This window comes from Xanthobacter aminoxidans (assembly GCF_043193615.1).
Taxonomy (GTDB): domain Bacteria; phylum Pseudomonadota; class Alphaproteobacteria; order Rhizobiales; family Xanthobacteraceae; genus Xanthobacter; species Xanthobacter aminoxidans.
Genome location: NZ_JBAFUS010000002.1, coordinates 849356 through 863531 on the forward strand (window position 1 = coordinate 849356; position 14176 = coordinate 863531).

12 protein-coding genes are annotated in these 14176 nt (G+C 70.2%); 9 read left to right on the top strand and 3 right to left on the bottom strand.

From position 1 onward, the window contains the following. Window positions 1-81: 81 nt before the first annotated feature. Both V5F74_RS13010 and V5F74_RS13015 read right to left on the bottom strand, forming a co-directional pair. A complete protein-coding gene (locus V5F74_RS13010) occupies window positions 82-492 on the bottom strand; it encodes a hypothetical protein (protein ID WP_394008464.1) in 411 nt (136 codons plus the stop codon). Between the two features lie 3 nt (window positions 493-495). After that, window positions 496-1341, bottom strand: coding sequence for an AAA family ATPase (locus V5F74_RS13015; RefSeq protein WP_029558866.1), 846 nt, complete (start codon window positions 1339-1341; stop codon window positions 496-498). A gap of 319 nt (window positions 1342-1660) precedes the next feature. Between V5F74_RS13015 and dksA the strand changes: the two genes are divergently transcribed. Beyond that, window positions 1661-2077: an RNA polymerase-binding protein DksA gene (dksA, locus tag V5F74_RS13020; protein ID WP_024278561.1), complete on the top strand. Its 417-nt coding sequence runs from the start codon at window positions 1661-1663 to the stop codon at window positions 2075-2077. A gap of 116 nt (window positions 2078-2193) precedes the next feature. Here dksA and V5F74_RS13025 read toward each other — a convergent pair whose 3' ends face one another. Beyond that, window positions 2194-3780 (bottom strand): flagellar biosynthetic protein FliO, encoded by a 1587-nt coding sequence (locus V5F74_RS13025; protein ID WP_394008467.1) that lies wholly within the window; start codon window positions 3778-3780, stop codon window positions 2194-2196. Between the two features lie 297 nt (window positions 3781-4077). Here V5F74_RS13025 and V5F74_RS13030 point away from each other — a divergent pair, with 297 nt between their 5' ends. The 8 genes from V5F74_RS13030 (at window position 4078) to nuoF (ending at window position 14154) form a co-directional block, all read left to right on the top strand. Continuing rightward, on the top strand, window positions 4078-6801 hold the full coding sequence (locus V5F74_RS13030; RefSeq protein WP_394008469.1) for a response regulator: 2724 nt from the start codon (window positions 4078-4080) through the stop codon (window positions 6799-6801). Between the two features lie 228 nt (window positions 6802-7029). Beyond that, a complete protein-coding gene (locus tag V5F74_RS13035) occupies window positions 7030-8706 on the top strand; it encodes a DUF3300 domain-containing protein (protein ID WP_394008471.1) in 1677 nt (558 codons plus the stop codon). 568 nt (window positions 8707-9274) lie between these two features. Beyond that, window positions 9275-9640 carry an NADH-quinone oxidoreductase subunit A gene (locus V5F74_RS13040; protein WP_024278565.1) on the top strand — a complete coding sequence of 122 codons (366 nt, stop codon included), beginning with the start codon at window positions 9275-9277 and terminating at the stop codon, window positions 9638-9640. Beyond that, window positions 9631-10215, top strand: a complete 585-nt coding sequence (locus V5F74_RS13045) for a NuoB/complex I 20 kDa subunit family protein (RefSeq protein ID WP_024278566.1) — start codon at window positions 9631-9633, stop codon at window positions 10213-10215. Before V5F74_RS13040 ends, V5F74_RS13045 begins: the two co-directional genes overlap by 10 nt. 15 nt (window positions 10216-10230) lie before the next feature. Continuing rightward, window positions 10231-10860: an NADH-quinone oxidoreductase subunit C gene (locus V5F74_RS13050; protein WP_024278567.1), complete on the top strand. Its 630-nt coding sequence runs from the start codon at window positions 10231-10233 to the stop codon at window positions 10858-10860. A 32-nt stretch (window positions 10861-10892) separates the two neighbouring features. Continuing rightward, complete coding sequence (locus tag V5F74_RS13055; RefSeq protein WP_029558862.1) at window positions 10893-12080, top strand: NADH-quinone oxidoreductase subunit D; 1188 nt, start codon at window positions 10893-10895, stop codon at window positions 12078-12080. Between the two features lie 74 nt (window positions 12081-12154). Continuing rightward, complete coding sequence (gene nuoE / locus V5F74_RS13060) at window positions 12155-12844, top strand: NADH-quinone oxidoreductase subunit NuoE (RefSeq protein WP_024278569.1); 690 nt, start codon at window positions 12155-12157, stop codon at window positions 12842-12844. A 5-nt stretch (window positions 12845-12849) separates the two neighbouring features. Next, the gene (gene nuoF, locus V5F74_RS13065) at window positions 12850-14154 is read left to right on the top strand and encodes an NADH-quinone oxidoreductase subunit NuoF (RefSeq protein WP_394008474.1); all 1305 of its coding nucleotides are present in this window, start codon (window positions 12850-12852) and stop codon (window positions 14152-14154) included. Window positions 14155-14176 lie beyond the last annotated feature (22 nt).

Here is a 14176-nt window from a genome sequence, read left to right on the forward strand (position 1 = left end):
AGTATATGCGCGCAATCGATCCCCGCAAGGAAAACTTCGCAGGTTGGCTAAGTGTTGTTCGCGGGGCGACGCCGGGCGGCCCTATTCCCCGCCGCCGTCCCCGTCGCCCGAGCCGCCGCTGTCACCGGAATCGGGACCGCCGCCGCTGTGGCCCACATGGGGGGATTCGCCCCCCGCCTCGCCCGAATGGTGATGGGCCGCATAGCCCGCCGCGATGATGAGCGCGCCGCCGGCTGCCGCAGCCGCGGCGGCCCGCTGCGCATTGGCAGTGTCCGGCTCGCTGCTGGCGGCCGATGCGGCGGGGGAGGGGGAATCCTCCCGGCCGAGCCCGTAGTCCGCCGGCGGCTTCGCCCGGTTCGGCGCGGCGTCCGGCTTCGCGGCGGCAGCCTTCTCGTCCCCGCCGCCCCCCTTGCCGCTGCCGCGCAGGCTGAGGAACAGCGCCAGCGGCGCGCCGATGACGAGGAGGGCGACGAGGATCTGCGTCGCGTCCATGGATCAGCGTTGCTCCCGCCGGGCGAGGAAGGCGAGGCGCTCGAACATGTGCACGTCCTGCTCGTTCTTGAGCAGCGCGCCGGCGAGCGGGGGAATGGCCTTGCGCACGTCCTTCTCGCGCAGGGTTTCCAGCTCGATGTCCTCGGCCATCAGCAGCTTCAGCCAGTCGATCAGCTCGGAGGTGGAGGGCTTCTTCTTCAGGCCCGGCACGTCGCGCAGCTCGTAGAAGATGCGCAGGGCCTCGCCCACGAGGCGCTGCTTGATGCCGGGGAAATGCACCTCGACGATGGCCCGCATGGTCTCGGGATCGGGGAAGCGGATGTAGTGGAAGAAGCAGCGGCGCAGGAAGGCGTCCGGCAGCTCTTTCTCATTGTTGGAGGTGATGATGACGAGAGGGCGCTGCTCCGCCTTCACCTGCTCGCCGGTCTCGTAGACATGGAACTCCATGCGGTCGAGTTCCTGCAGCAGATCGTTGGGAAACTCGATGTCCGCCTTGTCCACCTCGTCGATCAGCAGCACCGGCCGCACGGGGGAGGAGAAGGCCGTCCACAACTTTCCCTTGCGGATGTAGTTGGCGATGTCGTGGACCTTGGGGTCGCCGAGCTGGCTGTCACGCAGGCGGGCCACGGCGTCATACTCGTAGAGGCCCTGCTGCGCCTTGGTGGTGGACTTCACGTGCCACTCGATCAGCGGCGCCCCGAGGGCTTCGGCAACTTCCTGTGCCAGAACGGTTTTTCCCGTTCCGGGCTCGCCCTTGATGAGCAGGGGGCGTTCGAGGACGAGGGCCGCATTGACGGCGACCTTGAGGTCGTCGGTGGCCACATAGCTCTTCGTGCCCTCGAACCGCATGAGACTTGATCCCTTCCGCCGCCTGTCGCGCCGCAGCAAGGTCGGCACCCGGCGCCCATCCGTCAAGGGGCGGCGCCCGCTGGACAAGGACATGCCGGTTGTCGGAACCCGAAGGCGTCGATATAAGCGCGGCGACCATGGGGCGTCCTCCTGGCCGAAAGGTCGGCTCCGCCGGCCCGGACGCTGGGGTGCCAGCCCTTGAGTTCCGTGACGGGGAGTTCGTTGTCGGTGCTTGGCTCCACGCAAGGCCGGATGGGCATGATCCGCCTTGCAGCGTCTTGCTTCGACGGCAGAGCGACGCATATCGAGGACCTTGCTGATGTCGATCCAAATCGACGAGGACTATCGGCCCCGTGAGGATGAGCCCTTCATGAACGACCGGCAGCGCGAGTATTTTCGCCTCAAGCTGCTGCGTTGGAAGGACGACATCCTGAAGGAGGCCCGCGAGACCCTGCAGCACCTTCAGGACGAGAACCAGAATCACCCGGACCTGGCGGATCGGGCGTCGTCCGAAACCGACCGCTCCATCGAGCTGCGCGCCCGCGATCGCCAGCGCAAGCTGATCGCCAAGATCGACGCGGCGCTGCTGCGGATCGAGGACGGCTCCTACGGCTATTGCGAGGACACCGGCGAGCCCATCTCGCTGAAGCGCCTCGAGGCCCGGCCCATCGCCACCCTCTCGGTGGAGGCGCAGGAGCGCCACGAGCGGCGCGAGCGGGTCTACCGCGACGACTGAGCCGCTGTTTCCGGCTGCCAATTTCGGCAGAGCGATTTCAGATGTGAAGAAGGCCGGCGGAGCCATCGCCCCGCCGGCCTTCTTGCGTCCGGGACCGGCCGAAGCCGGCGGAAGGGTCAGCGGCTGCGCGCGTTGGTGCGGCCGAGCAGGTTCGCCATTTCGGCGTCGAAATCGTCCAGCGGATCGCGCGGCGCCTCCGGCTCGACGGCGGGAGCCTCCTCGGCGTGGGGCACGCTCGGGGGAGCAGCCACCGGCGGCGCCGCGTAAGGCGAGGCGTGAGGCGCTGATTGGGTCGGCGCCGGGGCATGGATCACCGGAGCGGCGACCTCCGCGGCCGCCGGCGGCGTCACCGTCGGGGACGGGGCGCGCAGCAGCGGGCTCGCCGTCTCGGGCCGCAGGGAGGCGTCTTCGCGGGTCACGTTGCGCAAGGCGAGGGGCTCGCGGCGCGGCTGCTCCGGCGTCGGCAGCGGACGGTTTTCCCCGGCCGGGCGGAAGGCGAACTCGCGCGGGCGCAGAGGCGCCTCGATGCGGGGGCTCTCGGTGCGCGGCGTGACGTCGGGGCGGGGGCGCACCTCGGCCGGGCGCGCTTCCGCCGAGCGAGCTTCGGTCGAGCGGTTGCGCGACTGGGACAGGAAGCGCGTCAGCGGGCCTTCGCTGCGCGGCGGCGGGGGCTCGATCACCGGTTCGGGTCGGGCGGCGGTCGGCGGGGCCGGGGCCGGCTCGGCGGGCGCCGCGGGCTCTTCGCCGAGGAGATCGGAAAGGCTGATCTGCGGCGCTGCGGCGGCCGGCTGCGGGTGGACGAGGGCGGCGTCGAGACGGTGGGTGAGATCCTCCAGCTCCGCAGCGACCTCGCTGACGGCGGGGGGCGCGTCCTCGGGCTCGGTCCTCGATGCCTCCACCTTGGGGGCCTCGATCCGCGGCGCGTCCATCTTCACGGCCTCGGCGCGGGCCGGCTCGGTGCGCGGGGCGTCGATCTTGGGCGCATCGATCTTGGGCGCGTCGATTTTGGGCGTGCTGGCGGCGAATTCGGCCTTCAGGGCGTCGAGCCGGGCCTGGTCGGGGCGCGGCGCCTCAACCCGAACGGCGTCCCGCGCCGGCTCCTTGGCCGGTTCCCTGGGGGCGGCGGGCTCGGGCGCGGCGTCCGCCCCGCGCGTCGCGGGACGGCCGGAGAGGGTGCCGTCGCCGCGCATCAGCGGCCGGCGCGCCAGAGCGGAGCGGCGATCTTCGCGGGTTTCGGCCGCCGGCGCTTCCGCGGCGACGGGCTCGGGCGCCGGAAGGCTGGCGGCAGCGGTCTCGGCGGCCAGCACCGGCGCGGCGGGGGTAGCGGAAAGGGAACGGCGCGGCGTGGGCCGCTGCAGGGTCGGTGCCTCGCGCGGCGGCGGGACGGCGGCGGGTGCGGTCTCCACCGCCTCGGCCGCGCCGATGTTCTGCTCGATGACGAGGTCGCTGTTGCCGCCGACCAGCAGCAGGTGTTCCACCTCGTCCCGGCGCACGAGCACGAGGCGGCGGCGCTGATCCACGGACACGCTGTCGAGAACGGACAGGCGGGGACCCGCCCGGCCGCGGCGGTCGCCTCCGGCGGCGCGGCCGGCGAGGCGGCGCATCACCAGCACCGTCAAGCCCAGCAGCGCGGCGATCACGATGGCGGCGATGGCCACCCGAATCGGAAACGCGAGCTGGGTACCGAACAACTGCTGTAGCATCATGCCTCCGCTTTACTCGAACCGGGTGCCTCCCCGGGCCATGGCCCGTAGGCTGCCTCCCTCCGGCATCCACATCCGGAACGCGCGATGCCCTTTGGACCTTCACGCCGTCAATATCACGAAATGCCTAGACGCCCGCTCGCGCCAATAGCCGCGCCGGTCGCGCATCGTGAGCCTCAGGGCCTAAGGTTTTGTTGATAATCGTGGCAGGATTTAAGTCACCGGCGATTCTCTCCCTTAAATCCGTGCGAATGGTGCACGCATCAGGGCGGCAGATCGCCTGAACGGATCGCCGGAATGGTAAAAGAGCGCATGCGGGGTCGCCAGACGAAGGACCAGGGAACCGCCGTCCGGCGCAGGAAAAGCCGTGGGGCGGGGCCGCTGGGCACCCGGCTTTTCATCGTCGTCTTCGCGCTGGCCGGTGGCTTCGTGGGCGCGACCATCCTCGGGCGGGACGGGGGCGGCGTGCCCTCGGCCATCATCGCGGCGCTGGCCGTGGTGGGGGTGGTGGAACTGTTCCTGGCCGCCCGCCGCGCCTTCAAGGGCGTCGAGCCGGAGGACCCGCTGGGCGCGATTGCCCTTGCGGCATCCGGCGACGCCATGGCCGTGGTCGAGGATGGCGAGCGCATCGTCGAGACCAACGCCGCCTATCTGCGCATGTGCCGCAGCGGCACCGCCGAGCCGCCGCTGCCCGAGCGCTTCCTCTCCCGCATTCCCGGCAGCCAGACGACCGTGGGCGAGCTGCTCAACGCCGTTGCCGGATCGACGGCCCACCTGAGCACCATGCCCTTCGGGAGCGGAGCGCGCGGGCGGCAGCTCGAGGTCTCGGTGCACCCCGTGGGCGGTCCCCGGCGCGTGCTGTGGACGCTGCGCATGGTCGATACCGCCGAGGCGGAGGCGGCGCCGGCCTTCGCTCCCGCGCCGGGGCCCGCTCCCGCGCCGCATCCGGTCGCGCCTCTGCCTGCCGCGCCTCTCCCTGTCACGCCGGTCGTGGCGAAGCCGCTGCCGGCCGCGCCCGCCGTGCGTCCGCCCGATCCGGTGGTGGTGGCGCCCGCGCCGGCCGTCGCCGCTCCGGTTCCCGTTGCCGCGCCCGTTCCCGTGTCCGAAGCCCGGGCGCCTGCACCGTCGCCGACGGCCCCCGAGGGCTATGCCGGGCCGGACCTCGTGGCATCGTGGGAAGAACTGCCGGCCGGCCTGCTGCGCATCGTCGGCGGGCGGGTGGTGGACCCCAACCTCACCTTCTGCCGCATGCTCGGCTACGCCCTCGCCGACTGGGGGCCGGACGGCATGCCGCTCAGCCGCATCGTCGCCCCGGAAAGCATGCCGGCGCTGGCCGCGGCGCAGGCCAATGGCGGCCGCGCCTCGCTGGTCGCCTCGCTCAAGCGCAAGGACGGCGCGGCGCTTCCCGTCCTGCTGCGCATCGCCGCCGCTCCGGATGGCACCGGCGCCGTTGCCTTGCCGCTCGATGCGGTGGAAGGCGCCCTCGGCGCCTCTGCCCGGACTACGGCCCCCCAGGCCCCGCAGAGCGACAGCACCGAGGTTCTCGGCGACCTGTTCTTCCGCCGGGCACCGCTGGCCATGGCGCTGGTGGATCGTTCCGGCGGGGTGCGCGCCGCCAATGCGGCATTCGAGCGCCTGTTCGGCCGCGATGCGGCCGGCCGCCCGCTGACCGCGCTGGTGGCGGACGCCTCCGGCACCGAGGCGCTGCTCGCCGCCGCTGCCGGCGCCAGCGAGCCGCCCGCGCCCTGCGACGTGACGCTGGCCGGCGGCAGCGCCCGCTCCGTCCGCTTCTATGCGGCGCCCCTCGACGTGAGCGGCGACATCGCGCTCTGCGCCATCGACATGACCGAGCAGCGGGCGCTGGAGGTGCAGTTCGCCCAGTCGCAGAAATTGCAGGCGGTCGGGCACCTCGCCGGCGGTGTGGCGCACGACTTCAACAACGTGCTCACCGCCATCATCGGCTATTGCGACCTGCTGCTGGCCAAGCACCGGCCGAGCGACCCGTCCTTCCCGGACATCATGCAGATCAAGCAGAATGCGAACCGCGCCGCCGGTCTTGTGCGGCAGCTGCTCGCCTTCTCCCGCCGCCAGACCCTGCGTCCGCAGGTGATCGAGCTCGGCGACGTGATCTCGGATGCCGCCGCCTTGCTGCGCCGCCTCATCGGCGAGCGCATCACCCTCGACGTGGAGCACGCCCGCGACCTGTGGCCGGTGAAGGTGGACGTGAACCAGTTCGAGCAGGTGATCGTGAACCTCGCGGTCAATGCCCGCGACGCCATGCCCGACGGCGGCACCCTCACCATCCGCACCGGCAACGTGCCGGCCGCTGGCTGCGCCGCCTACGGGCAGGGCCTGCCGGAGGGCGATTACGTGATGGTGGAGGTGGCGGACACCGGCACCGGCATCCCGCCCGACATCATGGACAAGATCTTCGAGCCCTTCTTCTCCACCAAGGAGGTGGGCAAGGGCACCGGGCTCGGCCTCTCCACCGTCTACGGCATCGTGCAGCAGACCGGCGGCACCATCCTCGCTGACAGCGAGATGGGCCACGGCACTACCTTCCGCGTGTTCCTGCCCCGCCATCTCGCGGGCATCGAGCCGGAGGAGGCCCCGAGGCCCGCCGAGCCGGAGCCGAAGGCCGGCGACACCACGGGGCAGGGCCGTCGCGTGCTGCTGGTGGAGGACGAGGACGCGGTGCGCGCCTTCGCCAGCCGGGCGCTCGCCAATCGCGGCTACGAGGTGCTGGCCGCCGCCAGCGGCGTCGAGGCGCTGGAACTGATCGAGCGCGAGGGCAAGGTCGATCTCGTCATCTCCGACGTGGTGATGCCGGAGATGGACGGCCCGACCCTGCTGCGGGAATTGCGCAGCCGCGAGCCGGGGCTGAAGGTGATCTTCATTTCCGGCTATGCCGAGGAGGCCTTTGCCCGCAACCTGCCGCCGAGCGAGCACTTCTCCTTCCTGCCCAAGCCCTTCTCGCTGAAGCAGCTGGTGGCCGCCGTGAGCGAGACCCTGCGCGCCTGAACCCGCCCGCCGGGCGCGGCCTTTCTCTAACGTAATGAGAGAGAAGGGATATCACCCCTCGCGGTGGCGCTTCATCAGGCGCGGCGCGCTCTAGACGGGCGGGCCGCGTTTGCGCATTGTCAAGGCGCGGCCCGCCCGGCGGTCGCCAGATCAGGCCACCGCGCCCGATCTGCGGTCGGGCTGGCCGGCGAGGGGGAGGACCCTGACTTGACACCAAGACGCACGAACATGCGGCGCCGGGAGCTGGCGGGCTGGTCCCGCATCGCCGTGGCGCTGGCCTTCGGCTGGACCACGAGCCTCTATCCGGCCTTCGCCCAGCAAAGCCCGCCCGACACCGGCGCGGCAGCAACGCAGGCGCCGGTCCCGCCACCCACGACGCCGCCCGCGGCCGCGCCGCAAGTGGCGCCCGAGGCGGCGCCGCCTGTTGCGCCTCCTGCGGCTCCGCCCGCCACCACGGCCGTCGCGCCGCCACCGGCCGCGCCCGCACCTGTCGCGCCTGCTGGCGTTGCTCCTGCTGGCGTTGCTCCTGCGGGCGTCGCGCCCGCGCCGGTCGTTCCGGCCGGGGCGCCCCCCGCCGATGCGCCGCCGGCGTCCGCGCTCTACGCCCTCGCCGAGCTGGAAACCCTGCTCGCGCCCTATGCGCTCTATCCCGACACGCTGCTCGCGCAGATGCTGCCGGCCACCGCCTATCCGCTGGAACTGGTGCAGGCCCAGCGCTGGCTGGACTCCCACAAGAGCGCGGTGAAGAAGGGCGATTTCTCCGGCGCCGATGCCCAGAAGTGGGACCCCTCGGTGAAGGCGCTGACGCGCTTCCCCACCGTGATCGCCAAGCTGAACGAAAACCTCGATGCCACCCAGTCCATCGGCTACGCCTTCGTCAGCCAGCCGGAGGACGTGTCGGTCGCCATCCAGGCCCTGCGCGCCAAGGCCGAGGCGGCCGGCTCGCTGAAGACCAACGACAAGCAGGTCGTGACCACCCGGCAGGAGGACGGCCGGAACGTGGTCTACATCACCTCGGCCGACCCGACGATGGTCTATGTGCCGACCTACGATTCCTCCACCATCTACACTGCGGCCGGCGTCGGCCTGCTGGCCTTCGGCGCCGGCGTGCTCGTGGGCAGTGCCTGGAGCAACCCGTGGAACTGGGGCCGCGGCTGGGTCTATCCGCCGCCGTGGCCGGGCTATCCCGGCTGGCGCCCGCCGCCGCCCCGCCCGCCGGGCGGCTGGCCCGGTGGTCCGGGCCATCCCGGCTGGCCGCCGCCTCCTGGCTATCCCGGAGGCCCGGGTTATCCCGGCTACCCGGGCAAGCCCGGCGGTCCCGGCTATCCCGGCAAGCCGGGTGGCCCCGGTTATCCCGGTGGCCCCGGCGGCCCGGTTGGTCCGTGGAAGCCGAATCCCGCCAAGCCTCTTCCCGGCAAGCCCGGCTATCCCGGCGGCCCCGGCGGCGTGGGTGGCCCGGGTTATCCCGGGGGCCCTGGTGGCCCCGGCAAGCCCGGCGGACCGGGTTATCCCGGTGGTCCCGGTGGTCCCGGTGGTCCTGGCGGCCCGGGCAAGCCGGGTGGACCGGGCACTCCGGGAGGCCCCGGTGGTCCCGGCGCTCCCGGCAAGCCGGGTACTCCCGGTGCTCCCGGACAGCCCGGTGGGGCCGGCGGTGCCGGCAAGCCGGGCAGTGCGGGCAAGCCGGGCGCCGCGGCCACCACGGCAAAGCCGGTCAAGCCCTCCGGCGGGTCGCAGCAGCTCAAGAAGGGCGGCGGCGGCAAGTCGAGCGTGAAACCCGCCGGCCGGCCGGCCGGGCCGCCGAAGCAGTACCGCAGCGGTGGTGGCGGTGGTGCCAAGCTCCAGGGGGGCGGCGGACGCGTCGGCGGCGGCGGTGGCCGCGCGGGCGGCGCACGTCCCCATCGCTGAACCGGTGCCGGGCACGCCCCGGCACCGACCTCACGCAGAATCGCCGTGGCGGATTCGCCCCGGCACTGCGGTCGCTCCCGGTGCGACTCGCTCGCGCCGGGCGGCTGGCTGATGGATTGGCTGGGGCTGCGGCCGGGGCCTTCGCCGCTCCGCGGGGCCGGGGAAGGCTGGAAGATGCACACGGCATTGTGTCGCACGGATGCAACAGTCGCCCGCAACTGCATCTTGCACAGAATTGAGGCCCTCCCGATCTACCTCCCGTGAGAGAGCCGCAAGCCGGCTCCGGCCCAGCTTTCGCGGCGCTGCGAAAGGGGCGGCGCGGCGGTCGCGGACGGGCTGCACCGGGCACACCCGCGATCCGCTACCAAAGGCATGACACCTTGGCCGATCCGCGCACTTGCCTCCCTTCTGGCGCTGCGATAAGGCTCTCGCGTCGTTTCGAACTTCTCTAGCCGGACGGCGCGGTAACGCTTCAGGCGATCAGCCGTTTCAAGCTCCTTTTGACCCTGATGGGTGAGCCAAGCGCGCTGCCCACGGCACCGACCGAGCGCTCCGAGGTGCGAGCAAGATGAACGCGTTGCTCATGGACTATCTGCCGGTGGTGATCTTCATCGGCGTTTCCGCGGTGATCGGCCTGGCCCTGCTGGTGTCGCCCTTCATCGTCGCCTACCAGAATCCGGACCCGGAGAAGCTGTCCGCGTACGAGTGCGGCTTCAACGCATTCGACGACGCGCGCATGACGTTCGACGTGCGCTTCTATCTGGTGTCCATCCTCTTCATCATCTTCGACCTCGAGGTCGCCTTCCTTTTCCCGTGGGCGATCAGCTTCGGTGGCCTCGGCGACCTCGGCTTCTGGTCGATGATGATCTTCCTCGGCGTGCTCACCGTCGGGTTCATCTACGAATGGCGCAAGGGAGCTCTGGAATGGGACTGACCCCTTCGGCCACCAAGCCCGAGATCGCACGCGCCTCCACCGGCATCGTCGATCCCTCCACCGGCCGTCCCGTCGGCGCTGATGATCCCTTCTTCAAGGAGATCAACAACGAGCTGGCGGACAAGGGCTTCCTCCTCACCACCGCCGACGACCTCATCACCTGGGCGCGCACCGGCTCGCTCATGTGGATGACCTTCGGTCTCGCATGCTGCGCGGTGGAGATGATGCAGGCCTCCATGCCGCGCTACGACGTGGAGCGCTTCGGCTTCGCGCCGCGCGCCTCGCCGCGCCAGTCGGACGTGATGATCGTCGCCGGCACGCTGACCAACAAGATGGCCCCGGCCCTGCGCAAGGTCTACGACCAGATGCCGGAGCCGCGCTACGTCATCTCCATGGGCTCCTGCGCCAATGGCGGCGGCTACTACCACTTCTCCTATTCGGTGGTGCGCGGCTGTGATCGCATCGTGCCGGTGGACATCTACGTGCCGGGCTGCCCGCCCACCGCGGAGGCGCTGCTCTACGGCATCCTGCTGCTGCAGAAGAAAATCCGCCGCATCGGCACCATCGAGCGCTGATCGGGAGCCGGTGTGATGGACGAGACCCTCAACGACCTCGCCGCCCACGTATCGGGCGCCCTGCCGGGCGTGGTGACCGGCACCGAGATCGCCTATGGCGAGCTGGCGCTCTTCATCGAGCCGTCGCAGATCGTCAAGGCGGTGACTTTCCTGCGGGATGACCCGGCCTGCCAGTTCACCTGCATCGTGGACGTGTGCGGCGTGGACTATCCGGCCCGCGAGAAGCGGTTCGACGTGGTCTACCACCTGCTCTCCGTGAAACAGAACGCCCGCATCCGCCTCAAGGTCGCCACCGACGAGGACACCCCGGTGCCTTCCATCACCGGTGTCTTCCCCGGGGCCAACTGGTTCGAGCGGGAGGCCTACGACATGTACGGCATCCTGTTCACCGGCCACCCGGAGCTGCGCCGCCTGCTGACGGACTACGGCTTCGACGGCCACCCCCTGCGCAAAGACTTCCCGACCACGGGCTTCGTGGAGGTGCGCTACGACGACGCCCAGAAGCGCGTGGTCTACGAGCCGGTTCGCCTGCCCCAGGAGTTCCGGAACTTCGACTTCCTCTCGCCGTGGGAGGGCGTCGAATACGTCCTGCCCGGTGACGAGAAGGCCTCGGGCCAGCCGCCCGCGCCGCCCAAGGCCGGGTGAGGGAGCGTCTCATGGTTGATGTCGCCGACGAGATGAAGCCCGCGGACAAGGTCCGCAACTTCCAGATCAATTTCGGCCCGCAGCATCCTGCGGCGCACGGCGTGCTGCGCCTTGTGCTGGAGCTGGACGGCGAGGTGGTGGAGCGGGTGGACCCGCACATCGGCCTCCTGCACCGCGGCACCGAGAAGCTGATCGAGGCCAAGACCTATCTTCAGGCCGTGCCCTATTTCGACCGGCTCGACTATTGCGCGCCGATGAACCAGGAGCACGCCTACTGCCTCGCGGTGGAGAAGCTGCTGGGCATCGAGGTGCCCAAGCGCGGCCAGCTCATCCGCGTGCTCTATTCCGAGATCGGGCGTCTGCTCTCCCACCTCCTCAACGTGACCACGTTCGCCATGGACGTGGGCGCGCTGACCCCGCCTTTGTGGGGCTTCGAGGAGCGCGAGAAGCTCATGATCTTCTATGAGCGTGCCTCCGGCAGCCGTATGCACGCGGCCTTCTTCCGGCCCGGCGGCGTCCATCAGGACCTGCCCCGCGCGCTGGTGGAAGACATCGGCGCCTTCTGCGATCCGTTCCTGAAGCTGGTGGCGGACCTCGACGCCCTCGTCACCAACAACCGCATCTTCAAGCAGCGCACCGTGGACATCGGCATCGTGTCGGTGGACGAGGCGCTGTCCTGGGGCTTCTCCGGCCCGGTGCTGCGCGGCTCCGGCGCGGCGTGGGACCTGCGCCGCGCGCAGCCCTACGAGTGCTATTCGGAACTCGATTTCGACATTCCGGTGGGCAAGCACGGCGACTGCTACGACCGCTATCTCGTCCGCATGGAGGAGATGCGCCAGTCCACCGCCATCATGAAGCAGTGCGTCGAGCGCCTGCTGAAGGAGAGTGGCCCGGTCCACACCCAGGACCACAAGGTCGCGCCGCCGAAGCGGGCCGAGATGAAGCGCTCCATGGAAGCGCTCATCCACCACTTCAAGCTCTACACCGAGGGTTTCCACGTGCCGGAAGGCGACGTGTATGCCGCGGTGGAAGCGCCCAAGGGCGAGTTCGGCGTCTATCTCGTCTCGGACGGCACCAATAAGCCGTACCGCTGCAAGATCCGCGCTCCGGGCTTCGCGCACCTTCAGGCGATGGACTTCCTCAATCGCGGCCACATGCTGGCCGACGTCTCCGCGGTGCTCGGCTCGCTCGACATCGTGTTCGGGGAGGTGGACCGCTGATGGCCCGCCTTCCTCTCGCCCTTTGCCCGATGCTCGCGCGCGGCCTGCGCGCGGCTTCTTCCGGGATCTGAACCATGTCCGTCCGCCGCCTCGCCGCCGAGCAGCCCGAGAGCTTCAGCTTCACGCCGGAGCTGGAGGCCATCGCGCAGAAGCTGATCGCCAAATATCCGGAAGGCCGGCAGGCCAGCGCCGTGGTGCCCTTGCTGTGGGAAACCCAGAAGGCCGCCGGCGGCTGGCTGCCCGAGCCTGCCATCCGCGCGGTCGCCGAGCGCCTCGGCATGGCGAACATCCGCGTGCTGGAGATCGCCACCTTCTACACCATGTTCAACCTTGAGCCGGTGGGGAAGTATTTCGTCCAGCTGTGCGGTACCACGCCCTGCATGCTGCGCGGCGCGGAAGCCATCAGGCACGTCTGCGAGAAGAAGATCGGCCACGAGCGGCATGTCTCCGCCGACGGCACCTTCTCCTGGCTTGAGGTGGAGTGCCTCGGCGCCTGCACCAATGCGCCCATGGTGCAGATCAACGACGATTATTACGAAGACCTGACCCCCGAGAACTTCGAGAAGCTGCTCGACGATCTCGCCGCCGGCCGTCCGGTGAAGGTGGGTCCGCAGAATTCGCGCAAGGGCTCGGAGCCCGAGGGCGGCCCGCGTGTGCTGCTCGATCCCGCGCTGTATGCGCACGACGTGAAGATCGGCCAGGAAGCGGCACCCGCGGACGAGGCCCCCACATCCGGCGCGCCCGCGCCGACTTCCGGGGAGTGACGCCCATGCTCGCCGACAAGGACCGCATCTTCACCAATCTCTACGGCTTCCACGACTTCGGTCTTGAGGGCGCCCTCAAGCGCGGCAACTGGGACGGCACCAAGGCCATCCTGGAGAAGGGCCGCGACTGGATCATCAACGAGATGAAGGCGTCGGGCCTGCGCGGCCGTGGCGGCGCCGGCTTCTCCACCGGCATGAAGTGGTCCTTCATGCCCAAGCAGTCCGATGGCCGCCCCCACTATCTGGTGGTGAACGCCGACGAATCCGAGCCCGGCACCTGCAAGGACCGGGAGATCATGCGCAACGATCCGCATACGCTGATCGAGGGCTGCCTGATCGCCTCCTTCGCCATGGGCGCCCATGCGGCCTACATCTACATCCGCGGCGAATACATCTTCGAGCGCGAGCGCCTGCAGGCGGCGGTGGACCAGGCCTATGAGGCGCGTCTCATCGGCAAGGACAACGTCCACGGTTATCCCTTCGACCTCCATGTCCACCACGGTGCCGGCGCCTATATCTGCGGCGAGGAAACCGCGCTGCTGGAGAGCCTCGAGGGCAAGAAGGGCATGCCGCGCCTGAAGCCCCCATTCCCCGCGAACATGGGCCTCTATGGCTGCCCCACCACGGTGAATAACGTGGAGAGCATCGCGGTCGCGCCCACCATCCTGCGGCGCGGCGCGGCCTGGTTCTCCTCCATCGGCCGCCCCAACAACGTGGGCACCAAGCTGTTCTCCCTCGCCGGCCACGTGAACACGCCCTGCGTGATCGAGGAGGCCATGAGCATCCCCTTCAAGGAGCTCGTGGAGAAGCACGGCGGCGGCATCCGCGGCGGCTGGGACAACCTGCTCGGCATCATCCCCGGCGGCGCGTCCTGCCCGGTGATCCCCGGCGAGCAGTGCGAAGACCTCATCATGGACTTCGACGGCACCCGCGCGGTGAAGTCGTCCTTCGGTACGGCCGGCGTGCTGGTGATGGACAAGTCCACCGACATCATCAAGGCCATCGCCCGCATCTCGGCCTTCTTCAAGCACGAGAGCTGCGGCCAGTGCACGCCGTGCCGCGAGGGCACGGGCTGGATGTGGCGCGTGGTGAACCGCATGGCCGAGGGCCGCGCCCAGAAGCGCGAGATCGACCTGCTGCTGGAAGTCACCACCCAGATCGAGGGCCACACCATCTGCGCGCTCGGCGATGCCGCCGCGTGGCCGGTGCAGGGCCTCATCCGGCACTATCGTCATGTGATCGAGGCGCGCATCGACCAGTATGCCGCCAACCCGCATCCGGAACCGGTGGTTCCGGTGGCGGCGGAGTGAAGAGCACCCCGCCGGGCGCGCC